This is a genomic window from Methylobacterium sp. Leaf123, assembly GCF_001423405.1.
Classification (GTDB): Bacteria; Pseudomonadota; Alphaproteobacteria; order Rhizobiales; family Beijerinckiaceae; genus Methylobacterium.
In genome coordinates this window covers 579116-597045 of record NZ_LMNS01000012.1, presented here as the reverse complement: position 1 = coordinate 597045, position 17930 = coordinate 579116, and the positions used below count along the sequence as shown (strand labels likewise).

At 67.1% G+C, this 17930-nt stretch carries 15 protein-coding genes; 6 read left to right on the top strand and 9 right to left on the bottom strand.

Annotated elements, in window-relative coordinates:
* Positions 1 to 130: 130 nt before the first annotated feature.
* From ASF53_RS12500 to ilvN, 4 genes are all read right to left on the bottom strand, one after another.
* The gene (locus ASF53_RS12500) at positions 131 to 970 is read right to left on the bottom strand and encodes a class II glutamine amidotransferase (protein WP_056198367.1); all 840 of its coding nucleotides are present in this window, start codon (positions 968 to 970) and stop codon (positions 131 to 133) included.
* A 139-nt stretch (positions 971 to 1109) separates the two neighbouring features.
* Complete coding sequence (locus ASF53_RS12495; protein ID WP_056198364.1) at positions 1110 to 2879, bottom strand: N-acetylglutaminylglutamine amidotransferase; 1770 nt, start codon at positions 2877 to 2879, stop codon at positions 1110 to 1112.
* 211 nt (positions 2880 to 3090) lie between these two features.
* Entirely contained in the window at positions 3091 to 3735 is a 645-nt protein-coding gene (locus ASF53_RS12490; protein ID WP_056198361.1) for a glutathione S-transferase family protein, read from the bottom strand.
* A 62-nt stretch (positions 3736 to 3797) separates the two neighbouring features.
* Positions 3798 to 4340, bottom strand: a complete 543-nt coding sequence (gene ilvN / locus ASF53_RS12485; RefSeq protein WP_056198359.1) for an acetolactate synthase small subunit — start codon at positions 4338 to 4340, stop codon at positions 3798 to 3800.
* Positions 4341 to 4446: 106 nt separating this feature from the next.
* Here ilvN and ASF53_RS12480 point away from each other — a divergent pair, with 106 nt between their 5' ends.
* Entirely contained in the window at positions 4447 to 5358 is a 912-nt protein-coding gene (locus ASF53_RS12480; RefSeq protein ID WP_056198356.1) for a methyltransferase domain-containing protein, read from the top strand.
* Positions 5359 to 5419: 61 nt separating this feature from the next.
* Here the strand turns inward: ASF53_RS12480 and ASF53_RS12475 are convergent, their stop codons facing one another.
* The 4 genes from ASF53_RS12475 to ASF53_RS12465 form a co-directional block, all read right to left on the bottom strand.
* A complete protein-coding gene (locus tag ASF53_RS12475; RefSeq protein ID WP_056198519.1) occupies positions 5420 to 7195 on the bottom strand; it encodes an acetolactate synthase 3 large subunit in 1776 nt (591 codons plus the stop codon).
* A gap of 344 nt (positions 7196 to 7539) precedes the next feature.
* Positions 7540 to 7662, bottom strand: a complete 123-nt coding sequence (locus tag ASF53_RS26680) for a hypothetical protein (RefSeq protein ID WP_286134376.1) — start codon at positions 7660 to 7662, stop codon at positions 7540 to 7542.
* A 373-nt stretch (positions 7663 to 8035) separates the two neighbouring features.
* Complete coding sequence (locus tag ASF53_RS12470) at positions 8036 to 9532, bottom strand: protein adenylyltransferase SelO (RefSeq protein WP_056198353.1); 1497 nt, start codon at positions 9530 to 9532, stop codon at positions 8036 to 8038.
* Between the two features lie 179 nt (positions 9533 to 9711).
* Entirely contained in the window at positions 9712 to 10215 is a 504-nt protein-coding gene (locus tag ASF53_RS12465) for a YciE/YciF ferroxidase family protein (protein WP_003598253.1), read from the bottom strand.
* A gap of 291 nt (positions 10216 to 10506) precedes the next feature.
* On the opposite strand from ASF53_RS12465, the gene ASF53_RS12460 reads away from it, so the two are divergent.
* From ASF53_RS12460 to ASF53_RS12440, 4 genes are all read left to right on the top strand, one after another.
* The gene (locus tag ASF53_RS12460) at positions 10507 to 11811 is read left to right on the top strand and encodes an MFS transporter (protein WP_056198351.1); all 1305 of its coding nucleotides are present in this window, start codon (positions 10507 to 10509) and stop codon (positions 11809 to 11811) included.
* A gap of 303 nt (positions 11812 to 12114) precedes the next feature.
* Positions 12115 to 13107 carry a PAS domain-containing protein gene (locus tag ASF53_RS12455; RefSeq protein WP_286134367.1) on the top strand — a complete coding sequence of 331 codons (993 nt, stop codon included), beginning with the start codon at positions 12115 to 12117 and terminating at the stop codon, positions 13105 to 13107.
* 1412 nt (positions 13108 to 14519) lie between these two features.
* Positions 14520 to 14975 carry a hypothetical protein gene (locus ASF53_RS12445; protein WP_056198342.1) on the top strand — a complete coding sequence of 152 codons (456 nt, stop codon included), beginning with the start codon at positions 14520 to 14522 and terminating at the stop codon, positions 14973 to 14975.
* Positions 14976 to 15359: 384 nt separating this feature from the next.
* Complete coding sequence (locus ASF53_RS12440; protein ID WP_056198338.1) at positions 15360 to 16061, top strand: GntR family transcriptional regulator; 702 nt, start codon at positions 15360 to 15362, stop codon at positions 16059 to 16061.
* Positions 16062 to 16065: 4 nt separating this feature from the next.
* Here the strand turns inward: ASF53_RS12440 and ASF53_RS12435 are convergent, their stop codons facing one another.
* The gene (locus tag ASF53_RS12435; protein ID WP_056198335.1) at positions 16066 to 16476 is read right to left on the bottom strand and encodes a nuclear transport factor 2 family protein; all 411 of its coding nucleotides are present in this window, start codon (positions 16474 to 16476) and stop codon (positions 16066 to 16068) included.
* Between the two features lie 209 nt (positions 16477 to 16685).
* Here ASF53_RS12435 and ASF53_RS12430 point away from each other — a divergent pair, with 209 nt between their 5' ends.
* Entirely contained in the window at positions 16686 to 17876 is a 1191-nt protein-coding gene (locus tag ASF53_RS12430; RefSeq protein ID WP_056198332.1) for an ABC transporter substrate-binding protein, read from the top strand.
* Positions 17877 to 17930: the final 54 nt, after the last annotated feature.

Genomic DNA, 17930 nt, shown 5'->3' with positions numbered 1-17930 from the left:
CCCTCGCCTCGGCCCAGGCCTTCCTCTACGCCGCCGCCGTCATGATCCTCGTCCGAAGGCTCGGGCGAGCATCATGACTTATCGGACGGACTCTTAGGAGGCGCCGAGCCCCGCTTGGCGTCATACACGGTCACGCGCTCATCTGCATTTGCAGTTGCGGCAGGCGGGACGTCCGGGCGAGACCGAACTCCTTCAACGACACGACCTCGACCAGCGCGTCCTTGCGGGCGATCACGACGCTGTTGTCGGGCACAGGCGTCCAGGTCGCGTGCTCCTTGTCCAAGGGCTCCGAGACCACCACGACGCCATCCGCCGACTGCCGGTAATACATGCTGTTGGCCGCGTCATTTGCGGCGTAGCGGAAGGCGTAGAGATCGCGTCCGTCAGCGAGCGCCGCGGTGAAGCGGAACGGGTGCCCGCCCTCGATGCCGCCGACCAGTTCCGTCACCGCCGCCAGCGCCCGCGTCGTGGCGGTGATCGGATCGCGCTTCACGTCCGAGGCCATCAGGCCCTGGCCGAGGATCGCCAGGAACAGCGCCTCGGAATCGGTCGTCCCGTTGCGCGAGGGATAGAGCTCGTCCGGGATCAGGGCTTCGATCGGCCGGCGCAGGCGCGCCCAATCGCCGATATAGCCGTTATGCATGAACAGCCACGGCCCGCAGGCGAAGGGGTGGCAGTTCGGCCGGGTGATCGGCGTGCCGGTCGCCGCCCGCACATGGGCGAAGAACAGGTGCGAGTGCAGGTGGCGGCAGATGTAGCGCAGGTTCTCGTCGGACCACGCCGGCTGCACCTCGCGGAAGCGACCGGGCTCGGGGTGATCGCCGTACCAGCCGAGGCCGAAGCCGTCGCCGTTGGTGCTCGCCGTCGATTCGAGCGCCTTGATGCTCTGCGAGACCAGCGAATGCGCCGGCTCGGTCACATAATGCTCGAGCGGGATCGTGCGGCCTCGATAGGCGATCCAGCGACACATCGTTTGGGGTCTCCCGCAGCGTTCCAGCGCGATGCGCATCGGCCAAGATCGTGGAGAATCCGCGTCACCTTGAGCGATGCCGCCCGCGCCGAACGAATTTCGGCGCGGCGGTTCATGCGTGCAACGCAGGAGCGGCGGATCAGATGCCGTGCGATTGCAGCCACGCTTCCAGAAGTGCAACCTGCCAGAGCTTGGAATTGCCCTTCGGCGTCAGTGTCCCGTCGGGATCGGCCAGCAGGCGATCGACGTAAGCCCGGTTGAAGATTCCGCGCTCGCGGGCGGCCGGCTGGTCGAGAACGTCGCGCACGAAATCCATGAACGGCCCGCGGATGTGCTTCAGCGCCGGAACCGGGAAATAGCCCTTCGGCCGGTCGATCACCTCCGCCGGGACCACGGCGCGGGCGGCCTCCTTGAGGATGTACTTGCCGCCGCCACGCACCTTCAGTTCGGCGGGGATGCGGGCGGCGAGTTCGACCAATTCGTGATCGAGGAAGGGGACACGCGCCTCCAGCCCGCAGGCCATGGTCATGTTGTCGACCCGCTTGACCGGATCGTCCACGAGCATGATCCGCTGATCGAGATCGAGGGTCTTGTCGATGGCGCTCGCGCTCTGCGACTCGGCGAAGAAGCGGGCCAGGAAATCGCGGCTGTAATCCTCGTCCACGAAATCGGGTGTGAGCGCCTCGCGCATCTCCGCGTGGTCGCGGTCGAAATAGGCGTTCGCGTAATCCGTCGTCGGGTCGGTCGAGCCCATCAGCTTCGGGTACCAATGGTAGCCGCCGAACACCTCGTCGGCGCCCTGACCGCTCTGGATCACCTTCACGTGCTTGGCGACTTCCTGCGACAGCAGGAGGAAGGCCACGGCGTCGTGACTCATCTGCGGCTCGGCCATGGCATGGATCGCCGCCGGCAGGGCCTCCAGCGTGCGCGAGCCGTCCACGATGAGCTTGGCGTGTTCGGTCTCGAACCGCTCGGCGATGATGTCGGAGTATTTGAACTCGTCGCCCTCGACGCCGTTCACCGCGTCGAAGCCGACTGAAAAGGTCTTCAAGCCGCTCTGACCGCTCTTCGCCAAAAGCGCGACGATCACCGAGGAATCGAGACCGCCCGACAACAGCACGCCGGTCGGCACGTCGGCGATCTGACGGCGCGCGACCGCCGTAGTGAGCGAGTCCAGCACCGCCGCGCGCCAATCCGCCTCGGTCCGGCGGCGGTCTTCCTCGCGGGGCCCGACCACGAGCGACCAGTAGGTCTCTTCGCGGCGCGAACCGTCGGGCTCGAAGGTCAGGGTCGCGGCCGGGTGAACCTTCCGCACGCCCTTGAGGATCGTCAGCGGCGCCGGCACGCCCGCATGCCAGCTCATGTAGTGGTGGAGCGCCACCTTATCGATCGTGGTGTCGACATCGCCCGCCGCGAGCAGGGCCGGCAGCGACGAGGCGAAGCGGAAGCGCTTGCCGGTCTCGGCGTAGTAGAGCGGCTTGATGCCGAGCCGGTCGCGGGCGAGCGTCACACGGCCCGAATCGCGCTCGTGGACGGCGAAGACGAACATGCCGAGGAAGCGCTTCACGCAATCCCGGCCCCAGGCGTGGAACGCCTTGAGCACCACTTCGGTGTCGCTGGTCGAGAAGAAACGGTAGCCCTTGGCGACAAGCTCCTCGCGCAAGTCTTTGTAGTTGTAGATGCAGCCGTTGAAGACGAGGGAGAGCCCGAGTTCGGCATCGACCATCGGCTGCTGGCCGGCTTCCGACAGATCGATGATCTTCAGACGGCAATGGCCGAACAGGACGCCGCCCTGGCCGTGGATCCCGCCGGCATCAGGACCGCGGGGGCGCAGAACCTCCATCATCGCCCGCACGGCGTTCGGATCGGCCGTGCCGCCGAAGTCGATCTCTCCGCAGATCCCGCACATCGCCGCCCGCCGCCCTCGTCTCGTCCTCGGTCTTTGAACCTGAGCGGCAGAACCGTGTCGCGCCCGGCGCGTTCCATGCCACCCGCGAAACCCTCACCTTCGTTCGATTCCGCACGGTGAGATTGCGTCCGCTGCCGCGGCCAAGCGATTCCCGCGCCACGGGCGACGCTCTCGATCGTTTCACGCTCACGAGGGGAGGGGTGTTGAGGGTTCAGGCCGGCAGCGTCAGCCCCTCGCGCTCGAAGACCGTGCGCACCGCGGGGCGCTCGGCCATGCGGCGGGCATGCGCCGTCCAGGCCGGGAAGAGCGAGGGCATATCGAAGCCGATCACGGGGCCGCGGGCCCAGAGCCAGAACACCAGGAGATAGGGATCGACCACGCTGTAGCGCTCGCCGAGCGCCCAGCCGCCATTCGAGAGACGCACCTCGGTCATGGTGCAGAGATCGCCGAACGTATCGGCCCCCTTCGCCCGGATCTCCGGGAAGGCATCTTCGTCGGCGCTGTAGCGCTCGGGTCGGCGGACATGGGCATAGGCGATGTGATGCCCGGTCGAAAGCCAGGCCATCCACTCATCGGCCGTGGCCTGCCCGCGCAGATCCTCCGGCAGCAGGCCGGCCTCCGGATGCGACCGGGCGAGGTGGCGCAGGATCGCCGCGTTCTCGGTGAGCACCCAGCCTTCGTCGTAGAGGGCCGGCACACGCCCGCGCTCGTTGACCGCGAGATATTCCGGCGCTCGCTGGTCGCCCTTGGCGAGGTCGAGGCGGATGGTCTCGTAGGGCGCGCCGATCTCCTCCAGCACGATGTGGGAGGCGAGCGAGCAAGCGCCGGGGGCGTAGTAGAGGGTGCGGGCGGTCATGGGCTTCTTATCGCTGCGGACGACGCCTCCCGAAGAATAGCGTCGTCCGCGGGAATGCCCAGTTACAGCGGCTCCGCGCCACGCCCCATCGCGGCGATGCCGGTGCGGGAGATCTCGACGAGGCCGATCACGCTGAGCAGGCGGATGAAGCGGTCGATTTCCTCCGTCGAGCCGGTCAACTCGAACACGAAGGAGTTCAGCGTGGCGTCGAGGGTGCGGGCGCCGAAGGCGGCGGCGAGGCGTAGAGCCTCGCTCCGGTGCTCGCCGGTGCCGGCCACCTTCACGAGACACAGCTCGCGCTCCAGCGCCTGTCCCTGAAGCGTGAGATCGACGACGCGGTGCACCGGCACGAGGCGGTCGAGCTGCGCCTTGATCTGGTCGATCACGGCATTGGTGCCGGTGGTGACGATGGTGATGCGCGAGAGGTGGCGCGCCTCTTCCGTCTCGGAGACCGTCAGGCTCTCGATGTTGTAGCCGCGGCCGGAAAACAGGCCGGCGATGCGGGCCAAGGCACCCGGCTCGTTGTCCACGACCACCGCGAGGGTATGGCGGTTGACGGTCTCGATCCGGGTGGGCTCGGGATAGTGGGTGTTCATCGCATTCATTTCGTCGCGTTCCTCAACTTGATCTTCTTGCAATCTCGCCCGTGCCACCTCAGGTCGGCATTCCAGTGCTGGACCGAGCCGCCAATGGCATGATACCGGCCGCGCCATGGATCGGCGTCAGCGTGTTTTGAATCTCGTCCGGCCGCAGGGCCGAACCGGCGTCGAGCTCGGGCCCCTCACGCGCCCGATCCTCCTCAAGAGCGACGGCAACGTCCTCTATGCCGACCACCTCTCGACCGAGGGGCTGCGCAACCAGTACCGCGACCACCCGACCCTCGGCCCCGCCGGCATCGAGGGAATCGTTCCCGTCGATGTCGTGCTCGGCGAAGGCGGGCTGCCGCGAGCCCTCGGCTCGCGCGGTCCGGTCGACTACATCGTCGCCTCGCACGTCGTCGAGCACGTTCCCGACTGCATCGGCTGGCTGCGCGAATGCGGCGAGGCCCTGAACGAGGGCGGCGTGTTCTGCCTGATGGTGCCGGACAAGCGCTTCACCTTCGACCATTTCCGCACCCCGTCCAGCGTCGGCGCGCTCATCGCAGCCCATCTTTTGCGGCTGCGCACGCCGCCGCCGGAGGCCATCTACGAACATTTCGCGCGGGCCAGCGAGATCGACGTGCTCGCCACATGGCGCGGCAAGCCGGTTCCGGAGAGGCTGATCGTCGGCGGTCCGCCGGCGGCGCTCGACGCCACCGCGACCGCGATCGCGAGCGGGTTTCACATCGACGTCCACTGCACGGTGTTCACGCCGTACAGCTTCGCCCGCGCGCTGACGGAAATCCTCGCCCTCGACCTGCTCCCGTTCGAATGTGCGGCCCTGGAGCCGACCCGTCCGTGCGACACCGAGTTCTTCGTGCTGCTGCGCAAGCGCAGCGACCTCACCGCCGCCGAGCGCGCCGCCACGGTGCCTCATCTGGACCCGCGCCGGCACGACGCCCTGCCGCCGCCGCCGGGCTGGCCGAAGCGAACCCGCACGGCAGTGCGCCGATGGGCCAGGAGCCTCCGCGGAAAGAGGTCCTGACGCATCGAAACGGGCGACGTTGGGCATGGCGGTCTCGCGCCTTCGCGCGATGCGGGTCTGATCAGACCAGCATCTTGCCCTCAGCCGAGATGACGTCGCCGATCTCGACCCCAGTCTCGCCGAGATAGTCGGACAGCAGCATCTCGTTATGCGCCTTGCCCGACGGGATCATCGGGAAGCAGTTTTCCTTCTTGTCGACGATGCAGTCGAAGATCACCGGACCGTCATAGTCCAGCATCTCCTGGATCGCCGCGTCGAGTTCACCGGGCTTCTCGCAGCGGATGCCCTTGGCGCCGTAGGCCTCGGCCAGCTTCACGAAGTCCGGCAGGCTCTCGGAGTAGCTCTGCGAGTAGCGCGAGCCGTGCAGCAGCTCCTGCCACTGGCGCACCATGCCCATATACTCGTTATTCAAGATGAAGATCTTGACCGGCAGCCGGTACTGCACCGCCGTCGACATCTCCTGCATGTTCATCAGGATCGAGGCTTCGCCCGCGATGTCGATGACGAGGCCGTCCGGGTTGGCGAGCTGGGTACCGATCGCCGCCGGCAGGCCGTAGCCCATGGTGCCGAGGCCGCCCGAGGTCATCCAACGGTTCGGCTCATCGAATTTGAAGTACTGCGCCGCCCACATCTGATGCTGGCCGACCTCGGTCGTGATAAAGGTCTTGCGATCCTTGCACGCCTCGTAGAGCCGCTGCACCGCGTATTGCGGCTTGATGATCGTGCCCGACGGCCAGTAGGCGAGGCAGTCGCGCGACTTCCAGCGGCTGATCTTGTTGAACCAATCCTCCATCCGATCCTTGTCGGGCTGCTTCGGCAGCGCGCGCCACTGGGCGAGCATCTCCTCCAGCACCGCGGCGCAATCGCCGAGGATGCCGACATCGACCTTCACGACCTTGTTGATCGAGGAGGCGTCGACATCGACGTGGATCTTCTTCGAGAACGGCGAGAAGGCATCGAGGCGGCCGGTGATGCGGTCGTCGAAGCGCGCGCCGATGTTGATCATCACGTCGCAGTCATGCATCGCGAGGTTGGCCTCGTAGGTGCCGTGCATGCCCAGCATTCCGAGGAACTTGTCGTCGGAGGCGGGGAAGGCGCCCAGACCCATCAGCGTGGACGTGACCGGGAAGCCAGTCTCGGCGACCAACTCGCGCAGCAGCCGCGAGGCTTCCGGCCCCGAATTGATGACGCCGCCGCCGGTATAGAAGACCGGACGGCGTGCGCCCGCCATCAGCTCGACCGCCGCGCGGATCTTCTCGGAATCGCCCTTCACCGGCGGGTTGTAGGTCTTGTGGCCATCCTGCGCCGGGCGGGAATAGACGCCGCTCGCAAACTGGATGTCCTTCGGCAGGTCGATGACGACCGGGCCGGGGCGACCGTGGCTCGCGACGTAGAACGCCTCGTGCAGGATGCGCGGCAGGTCCTCGATCGATTTGACGAGGTAATTGTGCTTCGTGCAGTGCCGGGTGATGCCGACCGTGTCGCATTCCTGGAACGCGTCGGAGCCAATCAGGTGCGTCGGAACCTGACCCGTGACGGCGACGAGCGGGATCGAATCCAGCATCGCGTCGGTGAGGCCGGTGACGATGTTGGTGGCACCGGGGCCCGACGTGACGAGGACGACGCCGACCTTGCCCGACGAACGGGCATAGCCCTCGGCCGCGTGGACCGCACCCTGCTCATGACGCACCAGCACGTGCTGGATCTTGGTCTCGTCGAAAAGCGCGTCGTAGATCGGCAGCACCGCGCCGCCCGGATAGCCGAACAGGGTATCCACGCCCTGATCCTGGAACGCCCGGATGACCATCTGGGCCCCGGTCATGACCTCGCCGCTCATCGAATCCTCCATCAATCCGTTCTTCGTCTTCCGATCCGCATGCCGGCCCGTTGGATTTCGCGCAATAAAAAAGGGCCCCGAGGGACCCTGCATGCGCCACCGACCGGGCCTGTCAGGCTTGAGATCAAGCCCGCCCCGTCTGTGGCGCTTCCACTACGATAAGAACCGTGCGCATCGTCGATCCGTTCGCCGCTGACCCGCCGAGTTTCGGCGAGCGACCTGCAACTGAGATTCTGCAAGTGAGGGGCGCGGAGTAAGCGATACGCACCCTCCCGTCAATCCGCACCGTCCGTATTTGCGGCGGCGAAGCTTGTATTTGATCCGTGTTCCCCCGCTCCGTCGCTTCAGGCTAACCGCACCGTTCCCAGGACGTGCGTCACCTCGGCGCGCGGATGCTCCGATTGCTGCGACAGCTCGGACGCCGAGGCGAGCATCTGGACAGTGACAGCGTTGAGGTTCGCGCTCACGACGCTCCGTCGCGAACCATGCCGGCTCGGAGCAAGCGCAGAGGGCTGTCCAGCGCATCGGCGGCGCGGGCCTCAAGCCGCAGATTGCCGCCGACCGCAAGGGTCGCGGCCAGAACGAACAGACCGCCGAGCAGAGCAGCACGGGCAGCGAGCGGCCGTCGAACTGTCTCGGGCGAGCGGACGCTCTGCGGCCTGACGACCTCCCCGAGCCCATCGCAGAGGTCGATGGATCGGGGAGGGTAGCTACGGTCGCATTCTTACGGAAAGACTGATCTCAAATAAAATAATCTGCAATCATCCAATATAATTCGGCAAATGATCTATATCACGACTCAGTTGCTTGTGACGACATATTGTAAGAAATGTATTCGTCTCAGGTTCCGCAGAAGGTGCGATATCCACGCCCGCCGCCTTCCGGAGCCTCGGCGTAAGACGCGAAGTCCGGCTGGTCGTCGTAGGGGCGGGCAAGGACGGTCAGCAACGTTTCGAACGGCGCGAAATCCTGCCGTTCGACCGCGGCCTCGATCATCGCCTCCACGCGGTGGTTGCGGGGGATGAAGGCGGGATTGGCGGTCCGCATCATTTGCCGCTTCGCCTCGGCATCGCCCGGCTCCTCGCTGAGCCGGCGACGCCAGCCTTCGGCCCAGCGGTCATAGGCGGTCGGGTCGATGAACAGGCTGCGCACGGCCTCGACCGCCGCCGGATCCGCTTCGCCGTCGGGTCCCGGCGCAGCCTCGCCGAGGCGCCGGAAGGTGAGGGTGAAGTCGGCCTCGTTCTCGGCCATGGTTTTCAGCAGATCGCCCGCAAGCGCGGGATCGCCGTCGCGCATCGTGGCAAGACCGAGCTTGCGGTTCAATCCGCCGTGATAGGCGGCCTCGAACTGAGCTGCGAAGCCGGCCAGCGCGGCCTCGGCCTCGGCAACGGCCTGCGTCTCATCCTCCGACAGGAGCGGCAGCAGTGCCTCGGCGAGCCGGGTGAGGTTCCACAGGGCGATGCGCGGCTGGTTGCCGTAGGCGTAGCGCCCGTGGCGGTCGATGGAGCTGAAGGCGGTCGCCGGATCGTAGGTGTCGAGGAAGGCGCAGGGACCGTAATCGATGGTCTCGCCGGCAATCGACATGTTGTCGGTGTTCATCACGCCGTGGATGAAGCCGACGGTGAGCCAACGCGCGACCAAGGCGGCTTGGCGGCGGATCACGCCGCCGAGCAAGGCGCGGTAGGGATTGTCGGCCCGCGCGGCCTCGGGATCGTGGCGCGCGATCGCGTGGTCGGCGAGCGCGCGCAGACCTTCGACATCCCCGCGGGCGGCGAAGAACTGGAACGACCCGACCCGGATATGGCTCGACGCGACCCGAGTCAGCACGGCGCCCGGCAGCACCGTCTCGCGGACCACCCGCTCGCCCGTGGTCACGGCCGCGAGCGCACGGGTGGTCGGAATGCCGAGGGCGTGCATCGCCTCGCTGACGAGATACTCGCGCAGCACCGGCCCGAGGGCGGCGCGTCCGTCGCCGCGTCGGGAAAACGGGGTCGGGCCGGACCCTTTGAGTTGGATGTCGCGGCGGCGCCCGTCCCGGCCCACGACCTCGCCCAGCAGGATCGCGCGCCCATCGCCGAGCTGCGGCACGAATTGCCCGAACTGGTGCCCGGCATAGGCGGCCGCCAGCGGCTCCGCGCCCTCCGGCACCCGCCGTCCGGCCAGAACTTCGACGCCCTCCGGGCTTTCGAGACGGTCGGGATCGAGGCCGAGATCCACGGCGAGCGCCCGGTTCAACCGGACCAGCCGGGGCGCCTCGACCGCCGTCGGCGCAACCCGGCCGAAGAAGCGGTCGGGCAAGCGCGCATAGCTGTTGTCGAAGGGGAAGAGGGCGGTCATCGGCAGTACCGGTGCAAAAGCGGCTCGATGCGAGTCGCGGGCAGAGCAAAGGGAAGAGCCGCGCCGGGCGCGAGGTCCCCGCGCCGGAAGGCGCGAGGGCCGCTGCATCCGGCATGACAGGACCGCCGGGTTGCCGGTCCGACCGGTGCCGGAACCGCGGCGGTCCGTTTCGTCGGTGGTCAGGCCGCCTTCTGGTTCACCCGGCTCTCGGCCAGGGCCGTGAGCTTCTGGTCGGTGGCCTTCTCCTCATCGAGCGTCTGCTGCAGCACCGCCGCGCAATCGTCGCGGCCGAGCCGCTTGGCCCAGGCGACGAGGGTGCCGTAGCGGGCGATCTCGTAATGCTCGACCGCCTGCGCCGCCGCGAGCAGGGCGGCATCGAGCACCTCTTTGTCGGCGACCTCACCGGCGGTCTCGTTGGCTTCCTTGATGATCCCGTCGATGGCGGGGCAGTTGACCGCCTTCGGCTTGTGGCCATGCATCTCGAACACCTGTTCGAGGCGTTTGATCTGCCCTTCGGTCTCGCGCAGATGCGTCTCGAAACCCTGGCGAAGCTGCGCGTTCGTCGCCTTCCCGATCATCGTCGGCAAAGCTTTGGTGATCTGGTTCTCCGCGTAATAGACGTCCTGCAACGTGTGCACGAAGAGGTCGTCCAGCGACTTGATGTCCTTCGTGAACAGACCCATGGCGTCCTCCTGTAACGGTCTCGGGACCGTGCTCGAGCAAGTCCCATCACAAGGGAAGCCCGACGGCGCCGAGGCGGTTCCGATATGCCGGCCAGAGGGGACGACATCGCCAACGGCCTCGCTTAACGTTTGGGACAACATAGTTCTATCTTCCCATCCCGGCCTCACCCTTCGGTGATCGATGGTCACCGCCGCGGCGGGGCCTGACGCCGCTTCTATCCGGCCCTCGGCAAGTCCGTTACGAGATCCCCGCGCACGGCACGCGGCCGAGCGATCGGACGGGGTGACGGGATGGCGGATGCGCTCACGAGCAAGGTGGCGCGGCGCCTGCTGCCCTTCCTGATGCTGTGCTACTTCTTCGCCTATCTCGACCGGGTGAATGTCGGCTTTGCCGCCCTCACCATGAACCGGGATCTCGGCCTGTCGGCGACGGCCTACGGGTTCGGGGCGGGTCTGTTCTTTCTTGGCTACGTCGCCTTCGAAGTGCCGAGCAACCTCATCCTGGACCGGGTCGGGGCGCGGCTCTGGATCGCGCGGATCATGGTGACGTGGTCGCTGGTTTCGGCCTCGACCGCGCTCGTCGTCGGCGAGTGGTCGTTCTACCTCGTGCGCGTCGGGCTCGGGCTTGCCGAAGCCGGCTTCTTCCCCGGCATCATCCTCTATCTCACCTACTGGTTTCCCGCCCGGCAGCGGGCCGGCATCGTCGGCACCTTCATGATGGCGGTGCCGCTCTCGGCGGCGATCGGTGCGCCGCTCTCCGGCCTCGTCATGAGCCTCACGGAAGGCTGGCTCGGTCTGGCAGGCTGGCAGTGGCTCTACCTGCTGGAAGCCGCCCCCAGCCTGCTTCTCGGGATCGCGACCCTGTTCGTGCTGACCGACCGGCCGGAACGCGCCTCCTGGCTGACCGCCGAGGAACGGGCGAGCCTCGTGGCGCGGATGGCGGAGGATCGCCGGCTCGGCCCGAACCGGACGGCGCATCTGGGTACCGCACTGCTCGATCCGCGGGTGCTCGGGCTCGGGCTGGTCTATTTCGGGCTCAGCACCGGCCTCTACGCTGTCGGTCTGTGGCTGCCGCAGATCGTGAGTGGCTTCGGCTTCACCACGACGGCAACGGGGTTCGTCACCGCCGTGCCCTACATCGTCTCGGCGGCGGGCATGCTGGTCTGGACACGCCATTCCGACCGCACGGGCGAGCGCACCCGACATGTCGCGATCCCCACCGTCGCCGCCGGCCTCGCCCTCTTTGCCGCGAGCCAAGTCGGCACACCGCTCCTCACCATCGCTGCGCTGAGTGCGGCGGCGTTGGGGGTCTTCGCGGCTCTGCCGACCTTCTGGACCTTGCCGACCCGCCTCCTCACGGGCAGCGCCGCCGCGGGGGGCATCGCTCTGATCAACGCGCTCGGAAGCCTCGGCGGCTTCGCCGGACCGGCCCTCATGGGCTGGATCCGCGATGCGACCGGTCGCTTCGACGACGCGCTGGCCGCGGTGGCCGCCGTGCTGGTTCTGGCCGGGCTCGCGGTTCTCCGCCTCGGCCGCGACATCGCGCGAGATCCGGGCTCGAGCGCGGAGGCCCGGCCGGCGCCAAATCGGCAATGACTTCGCTGACGCGCCGCCCGACGGATGCTGCTCCGTAACCGCTGGACCGGTGGCCGAGACCCGACGGGTGAGGGAGCGGCGTGGCTGAGGCTGAGGCTGCCACGAGCGGCCGGATGGCAAGAGAGACGCTGACACCCTTCTGCCAGGAAAAGCTGAACTACGCATCCGCAAACTTATGGTAGGTTTACCCCGGCACCCCTCTGCTAGTGTGGCTGCAGGCGAAGCGCCAGCGCACAATCTGGTCGCACACAATCATCGGCTCGTCAGAGAACCCGGGATATGCCTGCGGCGGTGTCCCCGATCATGTCCCACGACTACCTTCGCATGGTCGAAGGCTTCGGCCTGACCGGAACGTGGTCGTGGACCTTCGCCACGGATGAGCACGTCTGGTCGCCGGGTCTGTTTCGCATCCTCGGCCTCGAACCGACCACGGCGCGGGCGGCGTACGGCCTGCTCTTCACCCTCGTCCACCCGGAGGACCGGGACCGTGTCACCTCGACGTCGGAGATGCTTCAGACCGGCCAGATGACGCAGCAGACCTTCCGGATCATTCGCCCGGACGGCACGCTGCGCACCGTCATGAGCCGCGGCGAAGTGATCATGGCACCGGACGGGCGCCCGCTTCAGGCCATGGGCGTGCTGATCGATGTGAGCGACCGTGAGATGCTGGCGCGCGCGCAGGCCGCGGAACGTCGGCGCAAGCGAGTCCTCTTCGAGCAGACCGGGGCGTTTACCTCCGTCACCACCGTCTACCCCTACACCGACTTCTCGCCCGAGTGGCTGGAGCTGGTCGGGTTGCCGCTACAGGCCCTCCTCGAGGAGCCGACGCTGCCCGTCCAGAAGGAGGAACGTGCGCGTTGGCGCGAACACGGCCGAGAACTCTACCTCACGCGGCAGGTCGTCCACACGCGCCCCCGTCTCAGCTTGGCAAGCGGCGCGATCGCACCCTATCGCATGGTGATGGTCCCGATGCGGAACGCGAATGGCAGCGGCGACGGTTGGGTGAACTACATCGCACCGCTCCACCTCGACGGGGCCGTGCCGGGGGTGATGCAGGAGAGCCTGGAGCAGCTCGTCCGCGGCATCCATCTGCGGGCGGGTCGCGCCTTGCTCGACTGGTCGATGCAGCAGCTCGCCGAAGCGGCCGGACTTTCGTTCTCCACCGTCCGCCGGCTCGAGGATGAAGACGTGAGCGCCTCCCGGCGCGCGTTCCAGGCCGCGATCAAGGCTTTGCGGACGCACGGGATCGTCTTCTCGTTCATGGAGGACGGGACGCTCACCCTCGGGAAAGTCTGAGCCGTCACGCTTAGCCCGCGCTGATCCGGTTCCCGCGATCAGGGCGTCGACGGGGACCGCGCCACCCGTGAAGGGGGCAGGACCGAGGAGGCAAGCGTCTGGTTCGGCGGACGTGTCACGCGAACCTTGCGCTGGAGTGCGGCATGCAGATCGGCCGGCAACGGGGCACCGGGAGGGCCGGCTTCGCTCTCCGGCATCGTCTCCGCTCGCGCCCCGGCGATCGCTCTCGGCGCCTTCACCGGCTTACGGTACGGTACGAGCCGGGTCGCCGCGAAGAAAACGAGACCGGCAAGGCCCCCTCCCACCGAAGCGAGGGTTGGCTCTTCCGCGACCATCATGAGCAGCAAGCCGCCGAGAGCGGCGGCCACGCCCAGAAGTCGTAACTCGAAGGCAAGTGAACCCATGGCGGTGTTCTAGAAAGCCGCCGTTGCGAGGGCGTGTACGCGATCGGTCGCATTTGAAGGGTTGGCTTGAGGGCCGATGGAGAATGCATACGACGGTCGACGCCGCGCATAGCAATCACACCGTGGATTCGGCGCGCCGATGCAATCGGTCCCAGATCACGAAAGTGTCAACGCGTGCCAGCCCAACTTGACAAAAGATGAAAGTAACATTTGAATTGTTTCGCTGCGCTGATACTGTCAGGCCAGCGGCTGGTGGGTCGGCATCTTCTTCGTTGTCGGCCCACCATTCTCACGCTGCGGCTGTATCCGGACGCGTGAATACGATCGCGGGTGTATATTTTGGTGCCGTCGCTCGGCACGGCATCGGCGGCCGGATCGAGAAATTCGTTGCGTCTGGCGTGACGAGCGTGGCGTTCCGGAGGCTCGGGTTGTCAGCCCCATCGGCGGCGAGCGCGCCCGTCTGCCACGAAACAATCCCCGCGAACTCCAAGACCGCAAGCCTGCGAGCGATGCGCGTATTGCGCCCGCGATCGACGTCGTGACGCGAGCGCCTTCGGCACCTGCTCCGCGCTGTTTGGCGCCAAGCGACCAGATTGATCCGTTTCGAGACTGTCTGCGAGCAGCGATCCGTCAGGGCCGGAGAGTTCTCCCCTCCGCGGCGAAGCGCGTGCCTGGCCGGTTTCCCTTGCAGACACTTCACCGGAGGGCCTGAGCAAGCCAAACTCGGAGAGAAGTAGGGCCGTCCCGCCGAACAGCCAGCGATCGGGATAAGAAGCGACCTCGAACAGGTTCCGTCGCGAAGACACGCGCCATCGCGCGGGAAAAGATGATGTCACAACAGGGAGCGCGTGGATCGTCCGAAATCCACCATTCCAGACGAGCCGAGAGCGTTTACGGACAGGGACGAGCGGGCGCGGTACGCGTCTTGATCCGTTTGTAACTGGGCCCGGATGCAAATCTTGTCTGACGGGGGGAGAAAAGGCGAAACGGATGCATGGAAGGCCGCCCATGACCGCTTCTCGTCCCGGACCATCGCGCAAAGCGCTGGCCGCCCGTCTGTCGAGAGAGATGTCCGAGGCCGAGCGCCAGGGCTTTGGAACATCGACGGTCTGGCTGACCCGCGAAGAGACCGACCTGATCTGTGCGGCCCTTGAGGCGGCCTCCGGGGATGACGGGGCGCGCCTCGATTTCCTCGATCGGTGCATGGCGGCCATGACCGCACGGGACGGATCGGACCGCGGGTGGCGGATGTCGATCGACCAAGACCACTTGATGCTCGGCACAACGGTCGATGCGCAGGGTTTTCCGTCCTGCCGCGACGCCATCGATGAACGAACGGCCGAGCTGCAACGCGCTCAAGCGATTGCGACCGGAGAACAGCACCGGCAGGAACCGGTTGCCGCACGCCCCGACGGCCCCCAGGACTTTACACCCCAGCCCTACGCGCGCGGCCATAAAGCATAGTGACCCTGTAATCGTGACCGCACCGATCACGACCAAGACCGTATAAATATATCTTTCACCGTTGATTGGTTTAAACCGTACTGCAAGCGCTCTTGGGGGCGTCCGCTGGTCCGGACAATGCGGCCGACCGTGAACGCATGGCCCTTCATGCGGCGCATTGCGATCGGTAAGCACCCGGAGGGGCTGACCGCTACGGGTCGCGTCACCCACGCGTTGCGCCGGTTCGACGACCGGGGCAAACGAGGCCGAGCCGCTTCGGCGTCATTTGTGCATCGGAGGCGAACCCGCTTCGAGGCGGCTCGAAGCGGACATGCGCGGTCGAACCGATCTGCCGCGTCGGTCGAGCGCGTTTGTTCTCTGTCACAAGGTTGATGCACGTCCGCGATGAGACAGGGTGAGACGAACGCCCCGACTGACCGTGTCGGAACGATCTGCCGATCCCTGCGGCGGGCCATCGTGGAACGGGCTCTGGCCCCGGGGGACCGGTTGCCAGAGGATGCCCTCGGCGAACGATTCAGCGTCAGCCGGACCATCGCACGACAGGCGCTCGGCCAGCTCGCGGGCGAGGGCTTGGTCGAACTGCGCCGGAACCGCATCGCCGTGGTCGCGAGCCCGAGCTGGGAGGAGGCGCGCGACACCTTCGACGTGCGCATCAGCCTGGAGCGCCTCGTGGTCCAGCGTCTCGCCGGCCGTCTGAGCGCCGAGCAGCAGGCCGTGCTCAAGGCACATATCGCGGGTGAGGAGCAGGCGAGCCGCGGTCCCGAGGCAGCCTCGATCCGGCTCGCCACCGAGTTTCACCTGCTGCTCGCTGAGATGACCGGGAGTCCGGTTCTCCGCCGCTACGTTGCCGAACTGGGCTACCGCTGCGCCCTGATCCTGTCACTCTACAGCCGGCCGCACTCGTCGGACTGCGCCGTGAGCGAGCACCGGGAAATCGTGACGGCGCTGGTGGCAGGCGAGGCCGAGCGGGCAACCGCCCTGATGGATCACCATCTCGACGCGGTGGCCGAGCGGGCGCGCATCCTCAAGGAGCCCCGGCGCGAGCGCGACCTCATCCGCCTGCTCGCCCCCTACGTCGAGGGCTGACGGGTCAGGCCGATCCACCCTGTCGTTCGAGCAGCCGCTCGGCGCTGTCGTTCCAAACCTCCATGGAGACGATCAGCCCGTCCCGCACGGTGAAGCGGTCGACATAGCGATTGCCGTCGAACGCGGTGCCGTCCGGCCACGCGCCGTAGAGGGTGCCGAGACTGTAGACCGTGGTTTGGCCCTCGCCCGGAACCACGTCGAGCCGTTCCATCCGCTTCTTCACCCAGGCGTATCGCCCGGCGTTGAACGCGGTCACCTCGCGCGGATGGTGGAACACCCGACCGCCGGTGAAGACGATCGCGATGCCGGGCGCCATGTAGCGCGCGGCGGTCTCAGGGTCGGGCACCATCGAGGCCTCCAGATAGGCCGTCACCGCCGCCGCATCGCGCGCGCTCTGCGCTGCCTTCGCATTCATCCGCCATCTCCTCAGTGTCGGCCGTCGTCCCTCGAACATGCCGCCGCCAGGGCACGCGTGCATGCAGAAACTGTATGCACTTTGCCGTGACTTTGTGCACAATCGGCGGGTGGCGAGGTCCGGACGGAAAAACGCGAGCAGAATCAAGCGCGGTTCGTCTGGCACGCCCATTGCGGTCCGTGGTCGACCGCATACGGAGCCGGATCGCCATGCCCCAACGCCTCACGCCTGCTCGCTCCCTCGCACGGCGCTTCGTCCTCGGCGCCGTTCTGGCGGGGTTCGCGAGCCTCGGCCCGGTTCGGGCCGCCGAGCCCGTAAAGATCGGTCTCGTCACCGCGCTCAGTGGGCAATCGGCGAAATCCGGCGAGGCGATCTCCCGCGGGATCGGGCTGGCGATCGAAGAGATCAACCGCAACGGTGGCGTCCTCGGCCGGCCGCTGGAACTGGTTGCCCGCGACGACGAGGCCAACCCGTCCAAGGGCGTGCTCGCCGCCCGCGAGCTGATTCAGCGCGCCGGGGTCGTTGCCCTGATCGGCGGGCTCGACACGCCGGTCTCGATGGCGATCGTGCCGATCGCCAACCAGATGAAGGTGCCCTTCGTCGGGCCCTGGGCGGCGGGCACCGGCATCACCCGCAACGGCGCCGCCGACAACTATGTGTTCCGGGTCTCTGCGGTCGACGCGCTCGTGGACGAGGCCCTCGTCGCCTACGCGGTGAAGACCTATGGCGCGAAGAAGCCCGGCGCGATCCTCGTCAACAACGCCTGGGGCGAGTCGAACCAGCAGGGGCTGGTCGCGGCGCTGAAGGCCGCGGGTCTCCCCAGCGCCGGCATCGAGAAATACGAGGCCAACGACATCGACATGGTCCCGCAGCTCTCCCGGCTGCGTGAGGCCGGGGCCGACGCCTTGTTCCTCGTCGGCAATGTCGGTCCCTCGGCCCAGGTGGTGAAGTCCCTCGACCGGATGGGCTGGACCGTGCCGGTGATCTCCCATTGGGGACCGGCCGGCGGGCGCTTCGATGAACTCGCCGGGCCGGGCGCGGCGCGGGTACACTTCGTCCAGACCTTCACCTTCGCCGGCAACGACAGCCCGAAGGCGAAGGCGGTGCTGGACGCACTCAAGGCGAAATACCCGGCGATCAAGTCCATGGCCGACGTCACGCCCGCCGTCGGCATCGCCAACGCCTACGACGCCACGCACCTGATCGCCCTGGCGATTCAGGCGGCAGGCGCCACCGAGGGGCCGAAGGTTCGCGACGGCTTCTACAAGGTCGCGCCCTATTCCGGACTGATCAAGACCTACGAGGCGCCGTTCGCACCGGGCCAGCACGATGCCTTGAGGCCAGACGACTACATCTTCGCGAGCTTCAAGAACGGCGAGATCGTCGCGGTGACCAAGTGATCGGCGCCGAAGTGAGCAACGTCCGGAGCCACCTTCCCGGAAGAGGGCAGGGGA